20 protein-coding genes are annotated in these 24,569 nt (G+C 39.0%); 2 read left to right on the plus strand and 18 right to left on the minus strand.

The window, feature by feature from the left end:
• Positions 1-6 precede the first annotated feature (6 nt).
• From HMPREF9010_RS26700 to HMPREF9010_RS14490, 12 genes are all read right to left on the minus strand, one after another.
• Entirely contained in the window at positions 7-141 is a 135-nt protein-coding gene (locus HMPREF9010_RS26700) for a hypothetical protein (RefSeq protein WP_004325429.1), read from the minus strand.
• 119 nt (positions 142-260) lie between these two features.
• Positions 261-1,532, minus strand: a complete 1,272-nt coding sequence (locus HMPREF9010_RS14540) for a histidine-type phosphatase (RefSeq protein ID WP_008648500.1) — start codon at positions 1,530-1,532, stop codon at positions 261-263.
• Between the two features lie 36 nt (positions 1,533-1,568).
• Complete coding sequence (locus tag HMPREF9010_RS14535) at positions 1,569-2,774, minus strand: MBL fold metallo-hydrolase (RefSeq protein WP_232284332.1); 1,206 nt, start codon at positions 2,772-2,774, stop codon at positions 1,569-1,571.
• 102 nt (positions 2,775-2,876) lie between these two features.
• Positions 2,877-3,728, minus strand: coding sequence for an endonuclease/exonuclease/phosphatase family protein (locus tag HMPREF9010_RS14530; protein ID WP_032852537.1), 852 nt, complete (start codon positions 3,726-3,728; stop codon positions 2,877-2,879).
• A gap of 9 nt (positions 3,729-3,737) precedes the next feature.
• Complete coding sequence (locus HMPREF9010_RS14525) at positions 3,738-4,661, minus strand: fibronectin type III domain-containing protein (protein WP_032852538.1); 924 nt, start codon at positions 4,659-4,661, stop codon at positions 3,738-3,740.
• Positions 4,662-4,683: 22 nt separating this feature from the next.
• Positions 4,684-6,102 (minus strand): RagB/SusD family nutrient uptake outer membrane protein, encoded by a 1,419-nt coding sequence (locus tag HMPREF9010_RS14520; protein ID WP_004325424.1) that lies wholly within the window; start codon positions 6,100-6,102, stop codon positions 4,684-4,686.
• 19 nt (positions 6,103-6,121) lie between these two features.
• A complete protein-coding gene (locus HMPREF9010_RS14515) occupies positions 6,122-9,460 on the minus strand; it encodes a TonB-dependent receptor (RefSeq protein WP_008648505.1) in 3,339 nt (1,112 codons plus the stop codon).
• 170 nt (positions 9,461-9,630) lie between these two features.
• The gene (locus HMPREF9010_RS14510; RefSeq protein WP_008648506.1) at positions 9,631-11,190 is read right to left on the minus strand and encodes an ATP-binding protein; all 1,560 of its coding nucleotides are present in this window, start codon (positions 11,188-11,190) and stop codon (positions 9,631-9,633) included.
• 76 nt (positions 11,191-11,266) lie between these two features.
• A complete protein-coding gene (locus HMPREF9010_RS14505; protein WP_008648507.1) occupies positions 11,267-12,226 on the minus strand; it encodes a FecR family protein in 960 nt (319 codons plus the stop codon).
• A 63-nt stretch (positions 12,227-12,289) separates the two neighbouring features.
• Complete coding sequence (locus tag HMPREF9010_RS14500; RefSeq protein ID WP_004302285.1) at positions 12,290-12,886, minus strand: RNA polymerase sigma-70 factor; 597 nt, start codon at positions 12,884-12,886, stop codon at positions 12,290-12,292.
• A gap of 212 nt (positions 12,887-13,098) precedes the next feature.
• Positions 13,099-14,403, minus strand: coding sequence for an outer membrane beta-barrel protein (locus HMPREF9010_RS14495; RefSeq protein ID WP_008648508.1), 1,305 nt, complete (start codon positions 14,401-14,403; stop codon positions 13,099-13,101).
• 6 nt (positions 14,404-14,409) lie between these two features.
• A complete protein-coding gene (locus HMPREF9010_RS14490; protein ID WP_004305819.1) occupies positions 14,410-14,958 on the minus strand; it encodes an RNA polymerase sigma factor in 549 nt (182 codons plus the stop codon).
• A 175-nt stretch (positions 14,959-15,133) separates the two neighbouring features.
• On the opposite strand from HMPREF9010_RS14490, the gene HMPREF9010_RS14485 reads away from it, so the two are divergent.
• Positions 15,134-15,856: a NigD-like protein gene (locus HMPREF9010_RS14485; RefSeq protein WP_004325420.1), complete on the plus strand. Its 723-nt coding sequence runs from the start codon at positions 15,134-15,136 to the stop codon at positions 15,854-15,856.
• Between the two features lie 131 nt (positions 15,857-15,987).
• Here HMPREF9010_RS14485 and HMPREF9010_RS14480 read toward each other — a convergent pair whose 3' ends face one another.
• Both HMPREF9010_RS14480 and HMPREF9010_RS14475 read right to left on the minus strand, forming a co-directional pair.
• Complete coding sequence (locus tag HMPREF9010_RS14480) at positions 15,988-16,668, minus strand: MIP family channel protein (protein ID WP_004302280.1); 681 nt, start codon at positions 16,666-16,668, stop codon at positions 15,988-15,990.
• A 146-nt stretch (positions 16,669-16,814) separates the two neighbouring features.
• Positions 16,815-17,741, minus strand: a complete 927-nt coding sequence (locus HMPREF9010_RS14475) for a hydrogen peroxide-inducible genes activator (protein WP_004302279.1) — start codon at positions 17,739-17,741, stop codon at positions 16,815-16,817.
• A 136-nt stretch (positions 17,742-17,877) separates the two neighbouring features.
• Between HMPREF9010_RS14475 and HMPREF9010_RS14470 the strand changes: the two genes are divergently transcribed.
• Positions 17,878-18,354, plus strand: coding sequence for a Dps family protein (locus tag HMPREF9010_RS14470; protein ID WP_004305814.1), 477 nt, complete (start codon positions 17,878-17,880; stop codon positions 18,352-18,354).
• A gap of 117 nt (positions 18,355-18,471) precedes the next feature.
• Here the strand turns inward: HMPREF9010_RS14470 and HMPREF9010_RS14465 are convergent, their stop codons facing one another.
• The 4 genes from HMPREF9010_RS14465 to HMPREF9010_RS14450 form a co-directional block, all read right to left on the minus strand.
• On the minus strand, positions 18,472-20,820 hold the full coding sequence (locus HMPREF9010_RS14465; protein WP_032852640.1) for a glycoside hydrolase family 3 N-terminal domain-containing protein: 2,349 nt from the start codon (positions 20,818-20,820) through the stop codon (positions 18,472-18,474).
• 73 nt (positions 20,821-20,893) lie between these two features.
• Positions 20,894-21,970: a DUF1573 domain-containing protein gene (locus tag HMPREF9010_RS14460; RefSeq protein WP_004310010.1), complete on the minus strand. Its 1,077-nt coding sequence runs from the start codon at positions 21,968-21,970 to the stop codon at positions 20,894-20,896.
• A 65-nt stretch (positions 21,971-22,035) separates the two neighbouring features.
• Complete coding sequence (locus HMPREF9010_RS14455) at positions 22,036-23,310, minus strand: BT_3987 domain-containing protein (protein WP_224440802.1); 1,275 nt, start codon at positions 23,308-23,310, stop codon at positions 22,036-22,038.
• Positions 23,311-23,340: 30 nt separating this feature from the next.
• Complete coding sequence (locus HMPREF9010_RS14450) at positions 23,341-24,555, minus strand: DUF1735 and LamG domain-containing protein (RefSeq protein ID WP_032852641.1); 1,215 nt, start codon at positions 24,553-24,555, stop codon at positions 23,341-23,343.
• Positions 24,556-24,569 lie beyond the last annotated feature (14 nt).

Here is a 24,569-nt window from a genome sequence, read left to right on the forward strand (position 1 = left end):
CTCGAGTCAGTTGACTGACGATTCTTTTTTTTGGTCGAGCAGCTCCATTAATTTTTCACTATGCACATTGATTTGTGCGGTTACTTCACGAAGTTCATTTTTCAATGAACAAAACAATTCATCATTACATGAATTTTCCATAAAACTTTTCATTTAATTGATTATAAAAAAGCCATTCCAGAAAGATAAGCAATCATTACTTACTTCCCGGAATGGTGACTAACATTTTTAAGACCAGTTTTTGTATATTACTGTTTCTTTCAATGGACAAAAGTAGCCAATTTATTCCTATAATATCTTTCCACCTCTTCCCAATGATAATAGGGTACTAGCTCACTTGCAAGCGGAAGTTTCATTTCTTGTTCATTGAGTAAAATTTTCACCAAGATATTATCATTTCCTTTCTTACGGTAAAAAACGAACTGAATATTACAAGCTTTTGGAAAGATACGATAGTTACGCCATATATCTGACAATTTATTTATATCAGTAGTCTGATATGCACAATCACCTAATTCCAATAAACAAGCCAAAGGAAGTAGACAAGTCTCGTGCCCGAAGCGCAGGGTAGCACTATCCTCTTTTTTCACGACGCAAGTATCTACAGTATTCAGTATATTCTCAAGCAGGTTTGCTTCCACATAAGGCATCTTACCTTGAGTGAGCGGAGACGGCCCGTAGTCAATATACCAATTCAGATTGCTGATTAGCCATAAATCATAACACTCTTCTTTGGTAAAAAGAGAATAAAGATCAAGGTCCGTGTCGTGACTTTGCGTAATGGCTGCCAGTTCAAACAAATAACTCATCAACTTGCCAGCATCCACTTTCCACTTTACATAATTATCGTTATTAAAAAGAGACTTCATCAAACGTTCGGGATGGAGATGCTCTTTCCGAAAAGCTGCCTTTACAGCAATCACTTCATCTTCCTGACGCTTCTTTTTGAAGTATTCATTTCCATAATTCATATAATACATATCATAAGAAGTAGCCTCATCCTTGATTCTCAACTCCGGATTCAGAGATTGCAATTGCAAGCACTCAGCCGTCATAGAGAGTATACAGCGGATAACGGTTGTAGAACGTGCATCCACCTCTGCCGCTCCCTGAAACACTTCAGGAAAGTTATTGTACATTCTTCGGGCAATTCCCCTGTGTTGACGGGCACCTAATGGAGTCAAATCACCATATCTATTTTCTGCTCCGCGCGCAAGGCTGTCTACAAGCCAGAGGGCCTTCTTGCCTAAATCTGTAAGTACTCCGTCTTTCTCTGCTTCGCAAAGAATTGCCAACGGCTTCGTATAATCATCAGGATTCACTCTATAACGGGAACCGTGACGAGCATAATGGCTTAGGTAGAACGGTTTATACCCCTTGGGTGGGGCAGTCATTGTGAAATGGGGATCAGGATAGGCATAATGGTTGGCTGCCGAGCGATGTATGTCTTCAAATATTTCATCTCTTGCTGTCTGTGCACTTATACTAAGCACAAGACAACAAAGGATTGTCAATAAAATAAAACGTTTCATACTTTCTTTTTTTAATAAGTTTAAGATACCACAGAATTATTCACTAGAGTAAGGACCAAACCTGTTCGATATAACCAAGTCTGTTTTCCGGGCATCCAGCACATATACTTCATATTCCCCGTCCGGATATACCCTTATCACAATGTGCCCCTGTTTCGCTTTCAAGCTACGGGCAAACCAAGGACCAATAGCTACCCCCGTTTCATCATCATAGTAAGTCATAAAAACATCCCTAGGTTGCGTTCCGATATTCTTTGATAACAACCGTTGCCCCACTTCCGCTCCCGGATGATCCGTACTCCATGATTGAGCCACTACTACTTTAGGATCGAGCACTTCGAGAAAGTTCTGGTTAGTGGCATCCCGATTGCTATGATGATTGAGCGATACTGCCGACACCTTTCCTATTATGGGTGCCATAGGAGTTTCTATATCATACCATTCCGCATGGTCTTGGTCTACCAAACCGGAATTATCCCCTCCCGCATAATACTTGAATGCGCCATATTTCACCACAATAGCCGTCGACATTTGGTTTTCACTATACTTGTCATTTTTTGCCATCAATTCTTCCTTGGTAAACAGAATAGTCGTTTTTTTACCTTCCCCTGTCCACAACCGATTATTCGATTTTATATTCCTGACTTCAACCCCCGGATAAACTTTCGGTTCTTTCTTTAATACAAATTGCGTATTAGAGCCTATGTCGAACTTTTCAACTTTCAATCCGTTGTGTTTTTCCTGATAGTTGAGGAACTCCAATAGGTTCAAGAAAGTAGGCAAATCTACTCCATCATTCTTTGATCGTAAATCCACGGGGAATTGGTAGTCAGGATAATCCCTATCAACATACATTTTGATAGGAATCACATCTCCGACTTCCGTCAGCCCCGTAATACGATATCCGTTTTTGGAAGTTCCAGTGGCCTTCTGAACATCACCATAATGATCGGAATGAAAATGGGTCAGAAGAAAATAGTCAATCACTACATCCTTTCCCAATAGATTTGTCACATAATTAATGATAGACGAACCGGGCGTATAACTACTATCCGGAAATATCGGAGCTGCATGCATTGGTGCATACTTAGCGGCATATTCGTTGCCATCAAAATCACCGGCATCAATCATCATGGTCGTTCCGTCAGGAAAAATCAGAAAAGCACAATTCCCCCGCCCGGTATTGATATGATGAATATCAAGGCATCCTTTCTCCCATTTAGGGAAAGGCGATATTGCCATTTGAGCCTTGATTATACAACTAAAAACGAGTAAAAATATGAGATTAACAATTCTTTTTATATTCATCATTTTATCAATCTGTTTATGAATTATTACTATGTTTTATTCTCCGATATCTATTTTACTCCATAGAAACGGGTGATCTGAAAGACTAACGTCTGTTTTATAAACGCTATATGCAATTTCTGCTTTCATCCCTGAACTCTTATTGATTAACATATTATCAATCTGCCCATATTTGTATTTATCAATATATTGTTCAGCATCTTCCACATCATCCCATACACTCTTAAAGCCTGAATAAAAGATGTATTGCATGGCATTAGTTTCCGGCAAATCATTGAAGTCGCCCATGACTATGATTCTTTTACTAGTATCTTTCATCAAAACAACATCTACTAAATTCTTCATGACAGAACCTTCAACTACTCCTGCGCTACCCGGAATATGCAGACTATAAAAGGTTAGTTCCTTATTTTTAATCTTGGTTTCAATCCGAATAGTCGATGAATGTGTCCAACCTTTTCCCTCCAAAGCAAATTCTTTTGACTGCAATATAGGAGTTTTACTCAATATTACTTTGTATTTTCCAGCATATTTTCCAGTTTTATCCTTTCCCCATTCAATCCAATGATTTCCGGAGGATATATCACCGATATAAAAATATTCCATTCCCAAAGCTTTACCTATTATTGAATAAAACTCTTCAACTTCGGAATTCTTATCAATCAAAATGGGACATTCTTCCAATGAAAGAATATCTAAATAAAAAGACTTTAGACTCAATGCTATTTCTTCCGCTGTCGCCGTTTGCCCTACACCCACGTTAAAAGTTCCGACACGAATAGAAGTATCTATTATAGGGGGGATTTTTTCCTTATCATTCTCCGGAGTATCACTACTGCATGAGAATATAAAAGGCAATATTATAAGCAAAATATTCAGATATTTCATAGCTATTAATTATTTAGAATCAGACCCTCCATCATTTAAGATATCATCTACTGATGGATTGTAAGCATTACCTTCACAATGATAACTTACTGTAGGCAGACTGGTTAATATTGGTTTTAATGCGGAAAAGTCAGTTAATTTTTCATTACCTTTGTCCGATTTATTTCCACTTCTTATCCCTATATTAATTAGTTTCACTGCCGTAAGCCCTTCTAATCCATTCAAGTTTGTAAGGCTGGGATTTCCCATAATATAAAGATTCGTCTTTATTTCACTTAAATTTTTCAGACCGGTTATTGAAGTCAACATTGGATTATTTCTCAACCAAAAATTACCGCCAATCTTCTTTAGATTTTTTAGAAAATCAAGATTTTCCAGAAGACTATTACCATCTACCTCAAGGTTTGTACCCACCTCGGTAATGTTTGCAAGCATAGATACATCTGTAATATCACTGCCTGATGTCCCATTTCCAATTCGCAATTTACCGGTCACAGAAGTGTATTTCAACTGTAGACCATCGATTGCCGCTTGATTAGGCAAAAGCAAATCGCCTATATAAATATGCTCTATCACTCCTTCTTTCTGTGGAATCGTTACATGAACCGTATTTGCAAGAGAACGTACATTTGCATTATTCACCCAATACAAATCAATCTCGTAGTCCGTGCCCGGTTTCAACTTTTCAATTGAATATTTAGTTATAGCAGGATCAACGATATCAATCAGTCCGTCTCCGGGATTATATACAATGACATACTTCTTCACTTCTCCGTTTGGTACATCCCATGATAAAGAAATACTTTCTTCAAATACCTCAGTTGTCAACCCTATTATCGGATCTGGTTGATTTATCCCGTCTTTATCATCTCCACATGAGGCTAACAATAAGGACATCGATAAAATAATGATGAAGTTTAAAATATCTTTCATGACTCTATTTTTATTTTTTATATTAATATTCCGGATTTTGTTTAATAACGACAGGATTTGCATTAATCTCGCGTTGCGGTATAGGATATACTAATTGATAATCTTTCACCGTGAACTTACTGCTCTCCTGGCTGCTATTATTCATTGTTTCGACAGCAGTACCTGTACGAATCAAATCGAACCACCTATGGTTTTCAAAAGCGAGTTCCAATCTTCTTTCATCCGCAATGGCTTTTCTGAAACTTGTTTGATCCGGCAAATCGTCTGAATCATAAGTAGATACTCCTGCGCGCGAACGTATACTGTTCAGAAGCGTAAAGGCCTCACCTGAATCGTCACCCGTATATCCTATTTCATTTAAAGCTTCTGCCAGCATAAGAACTACATCCGCATATCTTAAAACTATCACATTTATATCAGAATCCTGATCCTTAACGGTAGGACCTACATATTTTTTTGCATATAATTTATTGTTGCTGACTCCGATTGTTACATTCTTGCGCTTGTCATCTGAAGAATATAAATCGTACAATTCTTGTGTCGGTATATTCTGGTTGTATACAGCTCCCACAATACCCAATGTCGGACCTTCGCCTGTAGGTGCAAACAGATTAGCCAAAGCACTTCCCTCGTTTTCTAAGTTTGAGGTAAAGTTAACTTCAAAAATGGATTCTTCATTGTATTCATTATCCGGACCGAATATTTGTGAATAATTTTTCACCAAAGCATATCCTTTTACGTTGTGCAGTGCTTCCACAGCTTCCTGATACTGCTTCAATGTAAGATATACTTTTCCCAAAAGCGTATATGCCGCCCCTATAGTAGCCCTTCCTTTCTCTTCCTGAATAGCAGGCAATCTTTTGATCGCTTCTTTCAAATCGATAATTACCTGTTCATATACTTTAGACTTATTTTCACGACCGACACTTAATAAATCTGCGGGGTCTTTAGTTTCGGTAAGAATCAACGGAACATCACCAAACAGTCTGACAAGATTAAAATAATTAAGTGCTCTTAAAAAGTAGGTTTCTCCTATAGTAATTGTTTTTAGGGGTTCATCCATAGCTATATTGTCTATCCGCTCAAGTAAAATATTACAAGATTGAATTGCTTTATAACAGTCAGTCCATGAAGCTTCTATGATGCTATTGTCTGTTGCTACCTGAAGTATCTCAAATTGATAATACACACCTCCACGCACTGTGGCAGACGTTTCTTTCGAATTATCAGAAGGAACTTCCATCAGGAAATGGAAATTTTGTCCATATTGGCCGTTTGATTGCAGAAAAGCATAAACCGAATTTAATAGCTGTGTGAAATCTTCGGGCTTAGTATAACTATTTTCTTTAGTCGAACTGGAAATAGGATATAAATCCAACATATTCGTACAAGAAGTTATAGTAAAAATACCACTAATGAGAATAAATAATATTTTTTTCATAATGCAATTTTTAAGGTTGTTAAAAACTAATGGAAGCACCTACGACAAAATTCTTCTCTGCAGGATATTGTCCTAAGGTCACACCAGCGTTAAGTGGATTTGACGAGCCTTCACTTTCGGGATTCAGCCCCATGTATTTGGAAACAAGAAGCGGGTTTTTAACCGAGACGTAGACTCTTACATTAGTCAAAAAGGTTCGCGTTAACCACTTCTTATCCAATGTATATCCCAAGGAAATATCCCTTATTCTAAAGAAACTTCCGTCTTGCATCATTAAGTCAGACTCTCTGCTTAAAGTATTCGAGTTTGACCCGGCTTTTGCGTATTTTCCGGGCTTATCAGGACTTATCCATCTGTTGTTATAATATTCCTTGGACATAACAGACCAAATTTCACTACTTAAAATGGTAGTAGGAAGGTCTCTGTTTATAACATCAACACCGTAAACTCCCTGTATCGTTATACCTAAATCAAAATTCTTATAAAACAATTGAATGTTTCCACCATAAGTAAATTCGGGGTGAGGATTACCGATGATTTCCCGATCTTTTTCCGTTATGGTATTATCGCTGTCATCAATGTTTTTGAAAATATAGTCACCCACTTTTTGTGAGTCCCGATAATTAGGTAAAGATTTCAGTTGCTCTTCGTTTTCAAATATACCGATGATCCGATAACCATACAATGCTCCGATGGGATGACCTACTTTTGTGATATTTCGTGCCGTAATTATTTCATTTTGATTTGCCCCCAATGACAATACTGTATTCTTATTGGTCGAGAAATTGGCAGAGATCTGATAATTAAAATCTTTGATAGGGTTCTTGAATGAAGCTGCAAATTCAAAACCTTTATTCCGAACACTACCTACATTCTGTAAAGAGGTAGAATAACCGGAATATGCAGGTACCGGCACTTCAAGTAGCATATCGCTTGTTTTCGATACATAATATTCAAAGTTTAAATTCAGCGCATTCCTAAATAAGCCAACATCAAGTCCGACATTAACAGTATTATTTTTTTCCCAGGATAAGTTGGCATTGGGAGATGTGTTTGGTCTCATTCCGGCTACCAGATTGCCATTGAAGTTATATTTAGCGCTACTCATCAGAGACAAACTGGAGTAATTACCAATCTCATCATTTCCTGAAATACCCCAACTTATACGTGGTTTTAATTCACTAATAATATCATTTTTCGGAAAAAAGTTCTCTTCTGATATTCTCCATGCGGCAGAAAGTGATGGAAATAGTCCAAATCTGTTATTGCGTCCAAATCTCGATGAGCCATCCATACGTAAAGCTGCCGTAAAAAAGTATTTCTTCTTATAGTCATACTTCAGTCTTCCAAAATATGAGAGTAACGCCCATTGATAACGGGTTGCAGAAGCGGTGTTTATAGTAAGAGCCGCATTCAATGTGGGGATATCATCATTAGGAAAGTTTTCCGCATCAATAGAGTTATTATTTGTCGTTTCTTTTTGGAATGACATACCACCCAGTATTTCAAAATCATGTTTTCCCCAACTCTTGTTGAAGGTTATTGTATTTTCAGACATCCAGTTGAAGGTTTCATAGGTAGAAGACGCAGCTTTTGCTACAGTCGGAGCGGCTTGCCTATAAGCCCCAATCGTAGATGGTCTATAATACTCGGCTCTGTTGGATATAAAATATCCTCCAACATAAGTTTTGAACGTAAGACCTTTAAGTGGCGTATAAGACAAGTATGCACCACCTAGAATCTTAAAGTTTTCAACTTGATTGGTCGTTAAGTTGGCAGTTGCAACATTGTTCTCCACTTCTGCCATACCTCCATAATTTTGAACCGCATGGATCTGTTTGCTTATTGCATAAGATCCATCGGGTTCATATACCGGGAAGAATGGATAGGAATTGTAAATCCCCATCGATAAAGGAGACTCTTCCCAGCCTTCCGTTATCTTATCTTGCATAGAATAATTGGGATTTAAATTAATTCCAAATTCAAATTTGTTTGATAGTTTTGATGTCAAATTTACTCTGCCCGAAATTCTTTCGTAGTCAGAACCGATTACTATTCCTTTTTGTTTGTAGTAACTGCCTGAAACAAAATAAACGGTTTGTTCATTTGCGCCTGAAACCGATAACTCATAATAATTTGTAGGTGCATCTCTAAATATATGATCTTGCCAATTGGTATTTACCAATCCCTGTTGATGCTCTAAATATGGCTTTATAAAATTGGGAATTTCTTGATTCTTATATTGAAAAGCTTCAGCCATCAATTCGGCCTGCTGATATGCATCTACAAGATCATATTTTTTCTCAACTTGTTGAACACCATAATATGTGTTAAATGTGTATTGTGCCTTACCAGCTTTCCCCTTCTTTGTAGTAATAAGAATTACACCATTTGCAGCTCTGGAACCATAAATTGCTGCAGAAGCTACATCTTTCAGAACGTTAATGCTCTCTATATCATTAGGATTGATTGAATTCAGTCCCACATCATCCGTCACCGGTAAACCATCTACAACAACCAAAGGTGAACTTCCGGAACTAATGGTTCCAGTACCTCTGATAGAAATCTGTGGATTGCCACCCGGTGCTCCACTTGCTTGTTTGACATAAATTCCTGGCATTCTTCCCGCAATAGCCTGTCCGGGATCACTATAAGATATGCTTTCAAAATCTTTAGACTTAACTTGGCTGACAGCGGTTGATAAATCAGATTTCCTTTCCGTTCCATAACCAATTACAACCACCTCATCCAACAATTCAGAATCTTCTTTTAATACAACTCTTGCCAACTGCTTGTCCTTCGCCGAAAATGTCAATGCGCCATAGCCAACAAATGAAATAGCAACCTTTGAATCTTCCTGAACATCAGTTAGAGAATACTTCCCTTCCAAATTGGTTATAGTACCTAACGCCGTTCCAACCACCGTAACACTCGCACCGATAACAGGTTCACCTTTCTCATCTACTACCGTTCCGGAAACATTTATATTCCGCTTCTTCTCTTGTTCTTTACGAATCAAAACGATGATATTTTCTTGTTCCTGTTTGTAAGTGAGTTCCATTTTGCCTAGAAGTTGCTTCATGACCTGCTGAATCGTTGTATTCTGTACATTCAACGATACTTTCTGATTTAATTCAGGAAGATTCTCATTGTAGAAGAATTTGTAATTACTTACTTGCTCGATTTTCTTTAAAGAGGCTCTTAAAGAGATGTCTTTTACATTCACCGTTATTTGAGAATAAGCGGTAAAAGAGACGCTTAAAAACAATAGCAGACAAAGAGCCCGCAGTGTTTTCCAGTTCTTACTTCTCCCTGCATTTGTTCGAGGGAATTTCTCAAAGGTTGTTCTGTTTTTCATATATCAAAACTTTTAAGTTGTTTGATAGGCATACAGACTGTCATACTCGCTCGTCCAATCGTCTATCAGACTTTAACTCTCGTTAACTTATTCAATTCAGAGAACAAAAAAACCATTCCAAAGAAGCGGGCTCCGGAATGGCTCTATTCTAGATTTTACTCAATAAGTAATTATACTACTTTGTATTCACCAATATTACGTTCTTCAGCATTAAAGGAGACACCGACTTTAACCAGCTCACGCCCGTCTGTTTGATAAGGTAACAGATATCCTTTTTCATCTATTTGTTTCAGAGCTTCGTCTACTGTTCCTTCCAGCTTAAACTCAAAAACATAAATACGGTCTTTTGTTTCCACCACGGCATCGGCACGCCCTTTTGCACTGCGGACTTCCGCATCTACATATTGTCCCATCAACTTAAAGACAAGATAGAAAATAACCTGATAATGACGTTCAGTCTTTGTATTCAATTCGTAGGGAATGTCGGCAAAGAATGATTTCATACGTTCCATAAAAGAATGAACGTCGCCCGACTGAAGTTCACGGACAAACTTAACGGCGTTAAAGTCCGTTTCATCAGAAGAGATGGGGGTATAATAGGGTATCAGGAATTTAAGGAAACCATATTTCACCTCGTCATTCGGGAAGCCTAATGTATATAGGTTCAATGATTTATCGAAATTTTTAATCGTCAAATAGCCGCTTTGGTAAATCATCGGAAGAGGATTCTTTGCTTCGGCCCGATATTCGGCAAAGCCGGAACTACCGACTTCCAAACCGTCTATGAGTAAACGTAAGTCATAATCACTTTGTTTCAACAAGTCTACAAGATAGGTAGGGGTACCGGTCTGGAACCAGTAATTATCAAACATTAATCCATCAAAAACATTGAGCACACTGAAGGGATTAAACAATCCATCTTCGCTATATGTAAAGTGATATCCATCGTACATCGCTGTCATTTTATCGACTGTATCGTCAAAAGACATCTCCTGCACTTCTGCCAAGCGCTCCAACTCGGGAGTAAATGTGGATACTAATTCCTTTTTAGTAATACCGCAGATATTGGCGTATGGAATCTTCATACTTATATCATTCAGCTGATTCAAATCACTGAACACACTTACTTGGGCAAATTTTGTGACTCCTGTCAGGAAGATGAACCGAAGATAGCGGTCGGAACTTTTCAGTACACCGTAAAAGGCTTTCAGGATACGACGGTATTCATCCAGCAGGTTCTCGTCTAAAAGGGCTTGCAGCAAGGGTTTATCATACTCATCTACCAATACCACAACTCCTTTTCCTGTTTTCAAGCAGGCTTGCTCAATGACATAGCTAAAACGTTCTTCAGGACTGCGGTCTTTTTTCTCATCGCCATAGACGGCTTCCCATTTTTCCAAATATTGGTTTAGCATGGCAACCAAATCTGCCGCCGTCTCATATTTCTTCGCATTCAAGTCAAGATGCAAAACCGGATATTGCTCCCATTTCTTCTCTAACTTTTCAATTGCCAAACCCTCAAAAAGGTCTTTACGACCCTGAAAATAGGCTTCAAGAGTAGAAATAAGCAGACTTTTGCCAAAACGACGGGGACGACTAAGGAAATAAGGCTTTCCCGTATTTATTATTTGCCATAAAATAGATGTTTTGTCCACATAAAGATAATTCCCTTGGCGTATATCTTCAAATGTCTGTATCCCTATCGGCAATTTGCGCTCTAATGTATTCATTGCATCTTCAAATTAGTGTACCACAAATATAGACGTTATTCGATGAATAAACAAAGATACTCTATGAAAGTTCCACTTATTTCTCTTTCAAAACTATCACCGAACCGTCCATTTCATAATAGAAAGGTGAAGTTAGCATCAGAATATTCAGCGCATTCTGTATGCCGCCTCCTGGAATGGTTCCGGTGAAATATTCATTAGGTAGTTTATTGGAGTCGAAACGAATCTCTACGTCATAAATACGTGAAAGGGTTTTCATGATATTTTCCAAAGATTCTTTCTCAAAGTACATATTTCCTTTCGTCCACTCAATATAGTCAGTCGGATGCACTTGAGTGGCTGTTATCTTATGAGTGGCTTTATTATATTCTATTTTGTCGCCGGGCTTCATGATATGCGATATTTTCTGCGCATAGACCCCAACTTTCCCTTCCAAAAGAACGACTATCACGTCTTTAGCATCTTCATAGGCGGATACATTAAAAGAAGTACCGAGCACTTTCACTTCCAAATCACCGATTTGCACAATGAAGGCGTGTTTCTCATCATGGGCTACTTTAAAATAGGCTTCACCATTCAGTTGCACGCGACGAACTTTTTCTCCGAAATTATTCAGATAACTTAATTGGGAAGCTGAATTGAGCACGACATTTGTTCCGTCCGGCAATTCAATGGTTGCTTTATCTCCTTTGCCCGCTTTCACAATAAAGGGTGTTTCTGCCGTTGGAGAAGAATCTAAAAGATAGTAAGTGAAGAAAGCGACACAGACAGGTAATAAAATGGCAGCAACCCATTTCCAAGGGATGATACGGAGGGGGCGCACTTCCTTGCCCAAAGTCTCTTCTTTGATCCGGGCAAAAAGTTTATCACGCAACACTGGGTTCATGGAGGAATCCGATCTCTCAAACTCTTGTTCCCACCAGTCATGCAACTGACGGTCATTCTTTATCCAGTCTGACAGTTCTTTTATCTCGACATCCGTGATCGTTTCTTCGAAATATTTTTCAATTAGCTCTTTATAATGTGTCTTATCCATCTTTCCACTTATTTACAAGTATACATTTTCATCCTACTTCCCATCCAAAAACAAGTATTACTATTACATTTCATTAACAAAAAAGGCCAACAAAAGGGTAATTACCTTATCATAATGCTTCATCAACTGTTCACGCATAAATTTCACAGCCAAAGATAATTGGGTAGCAACCGTACTTTCGGAAATTCCCATGATTTCGGCTATTTCTTTATTTGTGTAATTCTGCCTTTTGCTCAAAATGAATATTTTCTTCCGTTGCGCAGGCAGTTCTTCGGCAAGAGAATCGATATACTCATTCAAAAAGCGCAGATCAATATTCTCTTCTGTCTGTGAATCACGGTCTACGCTACTTTTCATGAGATATTCATTGTAAACATACTCTACGGTCTGACGCTGATACATATTCATCAATAAGTTTTTGGCAATCGTACAGAGAAAAGAGATAAACGAGGAAGCCGGGTCTACTTTTTCATGCACTTCCCATATACGAATAAAAGTGGCTTGCACCACTTCTTCGGCCATATATTGATTGCCGGAAGAGAGTCGCATAATGAAATTGTACAGTTTGCCACTATACATATTATACAATCTTTCGAATGCCTGAAAGGAACCGCCTTTTAAGTCGATTAATAAATGTTTTTCATCTGTAGAATCTACCATATCTTAGAATTTTGCAACAAAGGTATGCAGCCATAGGTCATAAACAGGTGACAATATTATTAATATTTTCTCAATTATCCGACTTTTCTGAAGAAAAAGATAGTAAATAGCAAATAGTAACGCCATCCGGTCAGGATAATGACGCTATCCAATCAGGATAGTGACGGTATCCGAACCGGATGGCGTTACTATATTTAGTGAGGTAGTTCGTACTAATAAGTCAGACGAACACCTGCTTGTATGTTGAAGTTAAACGGATTCTCTTTACGTATAGTCTGTATATCGGAGCCATCATTGAAATAATAAGCAACACCCGGTTCCACGTAAATACCCAAACGTTTCGTTGCATTGATCTGCGCACCTACACCACCGGATACCGAGAACTGCAAAGGCTTCACTGTTTCTTTTTCAGATCCTAGCTTTCCATAAACACATTTCTCAACCATACCTCCACCGGAAACATAAAGAGTGACGAGTTTCTTATCCAGGAAGTTCCAGTTGGCACGCAACGGAATACCGATATAATGCAGTTTCTGCTCTATCTGTTGTTCTTCACCTGCCAGTTTTGCATCCGAAGAAAGCAGCGTATAAGTCAGTCCTGTCTCAAGAGAGAATCCTTTAGCTAAACCTTTACGAACGGACAATCCGAAAGAAATAGGCTGATGATGTTTAATGTCAACCACCTGTTTTGCCTGACGCAGGTAAGGTACTCCATCTTCGAAAACCAATGTTTGGTCATTAGGAATCGTCTCCATCAGACCGTTGGAAACTGAAAGCATACTCACACGTGACATATAAGCATGAGATCCGGCACCTACTTCTGTTGAAGCACCTCCTGAATTTCCTACCGAAAGTCCCATTGACCATGTTCCCTTTTGAGAAGATCTTTTTTCTGTCGGAATATGAAGTTTGTCTTTACCGGAAGGACGACGCGGTCTGTTATTCGATCGCTCTGTATCCTGTGACTGTCCCTGACTGACATCTGTATTTTCTGCCTGCTTCGGTTCATCTTTTACATTTTCAGTTTCTCCATTTCCTTTTACATTCTTATCTTCCTCACTCAAAGAGTCTTCTCCATTTCCTGTTGAAAGTTTATTTTCATTACCGATCCCTAATGGATCTACACCTGTTTTCTGCTCCGTATGATTCCTGTCGACTTTCACCAAACGATCTTTGCGAGTTACCGGCCGTAAGACAGGTTCCACAGCAGTTCCCTGCATATCCGGTTGTTGCACACCCGGCAATGCATCGGGCGTGGAAGCCAATGCCGGAGTTTGTATATGACGTATTTCATCCGCAGCGGGTGTCCCTAGAAAATACAGACTTACTGACGAAACGACAGCTAATATTATAACAGCTGCAGCAGCCATCATCCATTTTCGATAAGGATATATTTTCTTCTCCACAGGAGGCATAAGTTCTTTCTCCAGTTGTTCCCAACCGGAAGCAGGCACCGGCTCGGAATAATCCGCGAGCTTCTCCTTCAACTTATTCATCCACAATTCTTTCTCTTCCATCTCTATCTATCCATTATGCATTATCCATTCTTTTACTCTTTTTGCTAATACACTCTTCGCACGAAACAGTTGCGAAGCTGAAGATTTTTCATTGATACCTAATACCTGTGCGATTTCTTTATGCGATTTGTCTTCAAATGTATAAAGATTGAACACAGTACGATAGCCGGCGGGTAATTCTTCAATAAACTGCATCAACACATTTTGTGGTATCGCTTCTACATCGGAAGCATCCGGCTCTTCATATTCTTCGGGCAACTCTTCCAAAGGTGTCGACTGATTAATCACATCATTTTTCCGAAGATACTGTAAAGCTGTGTTGACCATCACCCGTTCCATCCAGGCTCGCAAAGAGCCTTCACCCCTCCAGGTGAACTTATCGAACGAATCGAATATCTTTAAAAAACCGTCGTGAAGCAGATCCTGGGCTGTATCCCGGTCGCCGGTATAGCGTAGACAGATGCCAAGCATACGCCCCGCATACTGTTCATACAGTTCCTTGCGGGCCCGGTTATTACCCAGCCTACATTGTTCCGACAACTCTATTTCTTCCATTCTCTTATACACGTGTTTACCTTATAAATGCAGCAAAGATAGAAATACTGCATAGAGAGAACAACTCTTTTATCACTTTTGTTTCTTTAACAGATCCGAATGCAATATTTTCTATCCTCTTGCATTTTCACTACAGAAAACATAAATATTATAAAATCTAAAACCTAGTAAGTATATGAAGAAATTTAAATTCATTGCCTTTATCTTTGCTATTATGACTACCATGCCGATTCTCCAGTCATGCTTGGACGACGATGATAATTCGTCCGATCTTCTGGCTATCAGCACCATCAATATGATTAGCCAGGATAGCAAGGAATTTTATTTCACTTTGGATGACGGGAAAAAGATGTATCCCAGCAACTCACAAGGATGGAACAATGAAGATTGGGTGGAGGGACAAAGAGCTTTTGTGATATTCAACGAGTTGGAAGAGCCTGTGAATGGATACGACCTTAATATTCAGGTGAAAGGTATCAATCCAATCTTAACCAAAGACATCGTCACAATGGGTGAAGATGACAACGACGAAGAGAAAATCGGAGATGATAAGATCAACACGACTTATATGTGGATCAATAAGGATAATAAATATCTGACGATTGAATTCCAATATTACGGAACACATAGTGAAGATAAAAAACATTTCCTGAATCTGGTAATTAATGACAAAGAAGAGACTGCTCCCACTGCTGACGAAGGCAATGCGGAGGACGAATATATCAATCTGGAATTCCGTCATAACAGTGAAGGAGATGATCCTCAACGTTTGGGTGAAGGATATGTGTCTTTCAAACTGGATAAGATTAAAGACCGGATGGAGGGGAAAAAGGGACTAAGAATTCGTGTCAACACCATTTATGGCGGGCCGAAAACTTATGAAGTGAAATTTCCTTAGACGACTAATCTAATGTGAACATGCGAAACACACTCTTTTTTAATATAATATATTAATTACGCAAAAGAGGGCGGTAGTTGTGAAACTGCCGCCCTTTTACTTTCTTCTTTATATTCTTTCTTCTAAAAGAGTTATTTCTTATCTCCCAGATAATTCCAAACAACTGCACTCAATGCAGCTCCTACAAATGGAGCAATGATAAACAGCCACAACTGCGACAATGCTTCTCCTCCTTGGAATAATGCCGGAGCAATACTACGTGCCGGGTTTACAGAAGTCCCTGTGATAGGAATACATACAATATGTACCAATACAAGAGTCAAACCGATGGCAAGTCCTGCCAGATTGCCTGCTCCCTTCTTCGGATCGGTAGAGCCGAGCACTACCAATACAAATATGAAAGTAAATACTGCTTCCGCAATAAATGCCTGCAACATTTCTCCATCACCAAAACCATTCGAACCTGTCGCTGTAGGCCCGTCATGAGCACCGGTAGAAACTAAAGCAAAAAGAATAGCCGAACCGATAATAGCTCCGATTACCTGGAAAATCATATACATACCTGCATCTTTTCCATTCATACGACCAGTCAAAAACACTCCTAATGTAATAGCAGGATTAATGTGACATCCCGAAATACCTCCGATAGCATACGCCATCGCTACTACGGATAAACCAAAGGCTAAAGCTACGCCGATTGTTCCCACACCAGCACCTACTGTATCAGCCAAACCACCAGCAAAGACGGCGCTACCACATCCCATAAGAACGAGCACCATCGTTCCAATCATTTCTGCAATGTACTTTTTCATAGTAATTAATATTGTTTTTGTTTACTTTCCAAAAATAAGCAATTCAGACTAGAAATCAAAACATATCCGTATTATTATAACGCAACTTTGCTACATTTTTTACAGAAAGAGATTGTTCTCGATGGAAAAAGGGATTCCCTAATGTGCTATAACAAACATTGTATGGACTGTAAAGAAAGCATTTCCTTGGGAACCGCCGCCTTTATTTCCTCTTTCAGGACGCATAAGAGACTGTGGCGAATAAAATCTTTATTTGTTACCAGTACCACTTGCCGTGTAGGTCGGGGAATGGCAAACGGACGTACCAACTGCCGCTGTTCTTCCGTCAATTGCATCACTGCCAATTCGGGAATAAAAGTGATTCCTTTTCCACTTTCTACCATTCGCATAAAGGTTTCCATACTTCCCAAACGATAGGCCATCTGATTAACCTTCACGGCCTCCATCTGACAGAAACGGACGAGTTGATCGCGAAAACAGTGTCCTTCGTCCAAAAGCCAAAGATGTTCGCCTGTTATATCAGAAGTACGGATCATATCATGCTTGAAAGAGGATTCTTTTCGTGACACATAAGCGTAAAATTGCTCATAGAAAAGAGTTTCTTCTGTCAAGAACGTATCTTCCAGTTTGCTGGCAATAATTCCCGCATCCAAATCTCCGACATGCAAAGCCTGCTGAATATCCTGTGTCTTCATTTCCGTGACACGAATATCCAGTTCGGGATATTTTTCCATTAGTTGAGGAAAAAAGCGAGGAAGCAGATAGGGAGCGATAGTAGGTAATACCCCCAAGCGGAATACGCCTGACAATGACTGTTTATCTTCACTGATTATTTCTTTCACTTGAGCTGCCTGCGCCAGAATCACGCGAGCCTGGTCTATCACTTTCTGCCCGATGGGTGTCGGACAAACGGGTTGCACTGTCCTATCGAACAACTTTACTCCCAGTTCATCTTCCAGTTTCTGAATCATTGCACTCAAAGTAGGCTGCGTCACACGACAATATTCAGCTGCCCGTGCGAAATGCCTGAACTGGTCTACAGCCAGTATATACTCTAATTGTTGTATCGTCATCTATCAAATCTTATTAAGTTATAGATTTCATCTATGCAAAGATAGAAATTTTCAGTTTGACAGCAAGCATTTTACGCCTTATCTTTGCAGTACAGAAAAAAAGAGAACAAGTATAAATCATTAAAAATAGAAGAATATGAAAACTTTAGAATTTATCAAATTGAACGAATCGGGAGCAAACAACGTAGTAGCATCTTTGCAACAACTATTAGCAGACTTCCAAGTGTATTACACCAATCTTCGCGGTTTCCACTGGAATATCAAGGGACATAATTTCTTTGTACTCCACAGTCAATTCGAAAAGATGTATGATGACACGGCTGAAAAGGTGGATGAAATCGCAGAACGTATCTTGATGTTGGGCGGCACTCCTGCCAATAAATTCAGCGATTATCTAAAAGTAGCAAATGTGAATGAAGTGGATAAGGTAAGCAACGGAGACGAAGCATTGAATAATATCCTTCAGTCTATCAGCTATCTGATTGGCGAAGAACGTAAGATTTTGTCTATCGCTTCTCAAGCCGGAGACGAAGTAACCGTTTCGATGATGAGCGATTATTTGAAAGAACAGGAAAAATTGGTTTGGATGTTGGTTGCTTATAATAGCAAGTAATTGAAATAAAAGGTTTAGGTGAGAAAGAGAGGATATTTCCGCAAAAGGAATATTCTCTCTTTTTTTATTTAAGAGAAAACGAAACAGGAAATCTCTTAATATAGATATTAATAAAAATTACTCCACTAAAATAACATTCTGCAACCTAATATCATTAGAAGCGGCACCAATCATAAGATGGAAATTTCCAGACTCTACTACTTTCTTCAAAGTATAGTTAACCAAGAAAAAGTCCTCCTCTGTCAAAACAAAAGTAACTTTTTTCTCTTCTCCTTTTTTCAAATGGAAACGTTCAAAATGTTTCAACTGTTTCATCGGCTGAACAACTGATGCATATTCATCTCTCATATAAAGTTGTGATACTTCTTCGCCATCATACTTCCCTGTATTCTTTACTTTAAATGAGACTTCAAAACAACGAGCAGATTTCTGCACTACCTGCAAATCAGAATATTCAAAAGTGGTATAACTCATCCCATAACCAAAGCTATATAACGGAGAAGATGACACTTCCACATAATCATGATTCCGAGGAGCTTTCTGATTATAATAAACCGGAATCTGACCTACAGAACGCGGAACGGAGATTGGCAAACGTCCAGAAGGATTATAATCTCCAAAGAGAACATCCGCTATGGCATTTCCACCCTCCTGCCCCGGATAGTAAGCAGTCAGTAGTGCATCAGCATATTCCGAAGCCCAATTCTTTTCTAAAGGACGACCTTCAATATAAACGACAATCAAAGGCTTACCTGTCTTTTGCAAAGATTCCAATAGTTCTTGTTGTCTACCAAGTAAGGATAAACTGGCACGGTCAAATCCTTCTCCACACTCCATATCACTTACACTACCCTCTTCAGCTACAGCCGCACCTGTTTCTTTATAGCTCGTTTTAAAATCACGGGCACTGGAACCACCCACAACCACAATTACAACTTCGGAGCGACGGGCAGCTTCAATTGCTTGTTCTATCTCATTCACTGTAGTATCACGAATAGCACAGCCTCGTACATATTCCACACGAGAAGGAGATAATTTTGTTATAATTCCATCAAGAACAGTTTTCACGTTACTATCTTCCTGCGGAGCTGTATAGTCCCCTAACATATTATATCGATTGTCAGCATTAGGGCCAATTACCGCCACCTTATTTATCATCTTGCTTAAAGGAAGAATTGAATTCTCATTTTTGAGAAGTGTTATGGAAGACTGTGCGATTTTACGTGCCAGTTCGATATGTTCTTTACGGCGTACTGTTTTAGCAGCAATTTTCGGATCCACATAAGGATGCTCAAACAAGCCCATCTCAAACTTCATCCGTAACACCCGGCAGACAGCCGTATCAATCACAGTCTTATCCATTTGTCCGGATTGAACTGCATGACAAAGGTTGGTATAAGCATCCCCACCCAAGTCAACATCAACGCCAGCCATTACAGATTGTATGGCTGCATTCTCTTTGGTTGGAGCAACAAAGTGGCTTTCGTGAATCCCTTCAATACTATATAAATCGGAAACTACAAAGCCGCGAAACTTCCATTCATTACGCAAAAGTTTAGTCAGCAAATAATGGTTCGACGTACAAGGTATCCCATCTATCGAATTGTATGAAGTCATTACAGACAATGCCCCTGCATCTATTGCCTTACGAAAAGGAGGAAGAAAATTCTGATGCAAATCACGAATACCCACTGAAGCATAATTACCATTCTGTCCACCCTCCGGCACAGCGTATGCCAGAAAATGTTTCAAGGTAGCTATGGTAGCGTATTTTTGTGATAGATTACCTCCACCTAAACCGTCAACCATAGACGCCCCTAAAATACCGCTTAATACCGGATCTTCCCCAAATGTTTCTTCCACGCGGGACCAACGGGGATCACGGGTCAGATCAAGTACGGGACCGTAACTAATATGCCCACCTTGGGAACGAATTTCTTTAGCGATAACTTGACCAACTTCTTTTACTAACTCCGGTGACCAGGTAGCCGCCATTCCGATACCCGTAGGAAAAACAGTAGTACCAATTGCCATGTGCCCATGAGGGGCTTCTTCTGCTAAAAACATCGGAATTCCCAGACGGGTATTCTCCATCACATACTTTTGCAATGCATTTCCTGCCTTTGCTGCCAGTTCCGGATTAAGTCCATTTGCTATAGTTTTCTTTGTCCAAGGATCGGCACGATAGGTTGCCCAAAGCATTCCTACATTCCTTTCTTTGATTAATTGCTTGAACTTTTCGGAAGGATGAACTTCACTACCATGGATTTCATACATTTCCCAACCTAAAGGACAAAGTAACTGACCGACCTTTTCTTCTAAAGTCATGCGGGAAAGTAAATCTGAAAGTCTTATATCTATCGACAAACAGCGATCTTTGTAAGCAGGTAACGAGGGAGAGGATTGAGTAAACCCCAAAGTACATACCATCTGTACTATCACCAAGATATACAATCGTTTTATCATAATGTTATATGCAGTAAAATGACTCAATTAATTTATAGTGTATTTCTAATCTTTCAAATAGAGATATTCAATCCTACTTACCTATTTCTCCTTCAAATATAACTGTATGTACAGGTTGATGAGCATCATTTGTTATCAACTTGACCTTTGCATCCAATAGATGGTTTGAAGATGATACATTTAATTCAAACAGAACCTCCAGACACTCATTTTGCTTCAAAACCTTTTCACCCCGGATATTAGTAGAAACAAATTCCGGACATTCTATCTTGCGGATAATAAGAGGATTCGCCCCTTCATTAGTAACTTTTACTTTTCGCTGAATATGCTTTTTTAATGAGATATTCCCCAAATTAAAATAAGATTGTGAACATTTCATCCGGGGAGCAGTTGCCGTGCTTACTTTTCTCATATCATCAATCACTGTACCAAAGATTTGTATAGGAGAACTGTGTACGGAATTGGCACTAATAATAATCTTATCTTTAAATGTACCGTAAAAGCCTTTTAAAGGAGAAGCTGTTATTTTTATAGTCGCATAAGATCGACCTTGAAGAGATGATGGCATAGAAATCGACAAACATCCGCTCTTATCCAACAGCGAGTATGACAACCTGACCATTTTATCCGATCGGTTATAGATTCTAATTTCCAATTGTTTTGGCCTCCCATTATGTTGTAACAGATCATAAGATAGAGTCATTCGGTCTGCCAGAATATCTGATGATAAAGAATAAGGATATTCATCCTCTATACGATTCATTGTATTTATCGTGCCTTTTACCCAAAGAGTATTGACACTTTGCCCTGAATTAGAAACAACCCTTATACTCTTAGAGAAAAAGTTTGTTCGCCCTTTAGGATCGAAAGTTACGGTAATAGTGCCTGTATGCCCTGGTTTTACAGGTTGTTTACTATAAACAGAAATGGCACACCCACAAGTTGAAATCACTTCTTCAATCACAACCGGAGAAGTATGCATATTAGTAAAATGAAAAGTATGACTCACTTTGCCTCCTACTTCCTGAATATTACCAAAATTCCAAGTAGTAGTATCAAAACGCAATACAGCTCTTCCCTGTTGTTGCGCACATACGCCAACAATAGAGCACAGTAAAACGATCAAAGCTGACATAAAACGTTTCATCATCATTTCTTTAAGTTAATATTGGGAGCTACGTAAAAACACAATAACTCCCAATATAAAATCACATTTTAATTATCTTGAGGCAAATCATTGAATTCTGCATTCCAAATGATATTTGCCGAAGCCGGGAAAGTTAAATCACGCCCATTGCCCGAACTGTCCTTCAATGTATTTCCTTCTCCTTCATCCAATTTCCAATAGCCATATAAGTCCGAAGAAGATGGAGAAGCTATTGTACGCAAGTTAGCTTTTACTTCTTCCGCTGTCAGACACTTCTTCCACATACGAATATCAGAAATCAGACCATCAAAATACATACTTGAACTTGTATTACCAAACTGAATACCAGTCAACGTATATCCCACCTTGAATCTTTGAGAAGAGGATGGTCCCCAACGTTTAGTAGGTTTTGCAGAAGCAACTTCCTCACCGTTAATATATAAACGATAAGCAACCTCAGTATTCTGGCCCGTTTTCGTTCCGTCACAAGTAATAGTCAACCTAACCCATTGATTAGCCGGCAACGTTATATTTTGATTAGCCAATGTCAAGTCACATTGACGATTACCAATATTAGACGCTCCCGTTGCACCAGTTACACGTAGTTCACAACCACTAAAAACCTCATTATTATTGTTGGTATCCTTACCACGCCATGTACCTATATAATTAGTTCCACTGTGCCAATTATATGGATATACAAGCATTTCAAACGTATGTGTATTATCTTCAATCGTAACTACTTCATCATTTGCGAAACTTAACGTACGATACATATCCGTTGAATAAGAACTCATATTCAATCCCGGTATATAATCCAATTCCCCATCAATGCTAATCGTAAAATAAGAAACAGAACGAGTGTCCGTTACAAATTGTCCTACACACGTTTCATCTATTGTTGCAACAATAGGAAGCAAATATTCTTCACCTTCCACCAAACCGAACAATGATGAAAACTTAACTGATAAGGAATTGGATTCTTGCTGTCCTGCCTTCACTATCGCATTTTTAGCTTGCAACTCATAGACAAAAGCGGGCATCATCTTATAAGACGTGTTATTTGCAGCGTTATAAGCCTCTACCATACTTTCGTCCACGGCAATGTCACACAATAAAGTAGTAGCAGCAGGTTTATCCAGTTTGATAGTATAATCATAAACATAGCTTCCTGCATCCAGTATCTCCCTATAATCAATAGAAACAGGTCCTGCCTCCGACTGTGGCATCTCTATTGTCGGCAATTCAATAAAATCATTGTCATCATCCGAACAAGATGTGAATCCTACTCCTCCCAATAAAACAAGCAAAAGGAGAGTTAATCTATTTATATTGTTTTTCATTATCATACAGTCTATTCATTTATTATTACCTTATTCAAGACATTTATTCGTATCATCATAAGTCCAGTCAATCGTGATTCCATTCTTATAACTGATATCACGCTTTGACGGAGATAAATCATAGAAAGTAGTTCCTTCTCCTTCATTCATTCTCCAATAAGACACAAGCCCATTGGTAGAAGGGTCTACCCCACATACATTTGCTTTAATTTCACGAGCAGACAAAGGACGAGTCCAAAGACGCATCTCACTCAAACGACCATAAAACAATTGTGAAGATTGATAACCTTTTGAAGGCATACCGATCTGTACTCCATAAAGCGCATATTCATACGGAGCAACTGTCATTGAGTTATCTTTCTCTCCATTGATATACAATGTCAACGTACTGCCGTCATTTACCAAGGCAACAGCATACCAGGTATTTAAAGCAAAGCGAGTATTCGATGACATTTTACCCTGTTTAGTTGTTACATGCAACTGGTTCGGTTCATCCGTTCCTTCACCAAAACGAAGCAGGTTCTGGTCACATTTAAAGCCTCCATCATCAATCGCTCCCCCTTCTACAGATGCTTCACTACCTCCAAATGAGCAAACACGGGTAGTACCGGAAGCTCCGGAAGAACGGAATTTAGTGGCGTAAATCTTCACTTCCCATGTATAAGTAGGCAAAGAAGGAATAGGATCCGGAAGCAAAAATTGATAAGCCATAGAAGCCTGTCCTACATACGGAGCATGGAAACGCAATGTTCGAGATACTTTCAGGAAAATAGTACGCCCTGCTTCTATAATATCCAAATCTCCCGTCGCACTTTTTATGGTAACCGGTATCAAATAAACACGTCCCGGAACAAATTCCGAATCATCGGCAATTGAAAGAGAGGCAGCAGAAGAAATTGCCTGTCCTGCTGAAATCGTAACCTCCGGATTTTCAAATGTATATGATTTATCCGGAATGGGATAATAATTGGTTCCCATTTCCTCATTATAAGTATCAACCAGACTTGCATCAACAGCCAAATTCACCTGAATATCCGATTCAACGCGAGAAGTTGAAGTCACAGAAACAGCATACGCAGATGGAAATCCATCAATGGCGAACTTTACCAATCTATCCGAAGATGTTCCGGTCATTAACAACCCGTCACCTTTTTGAGCGGCTTCCTGGCATCCCTGCAGCATAAAAGAAGCTATTCCTATCAAAGCAACTCCCCATATCTTTTTTATATTATTCAATGTTTTCATACCTTGCATACAAA

The sequence above is a fragment of the Bacteroides sp. 3_1_23 genome, assembly GCF_000162555.1.
Taxonomy (GTDB): domain Bacteria; phylum Bacteroidota; class Bacteroidia; order Bacteroidales; family Bacteroidaceae; genus Bacteroides; species Bacteroides ovatus.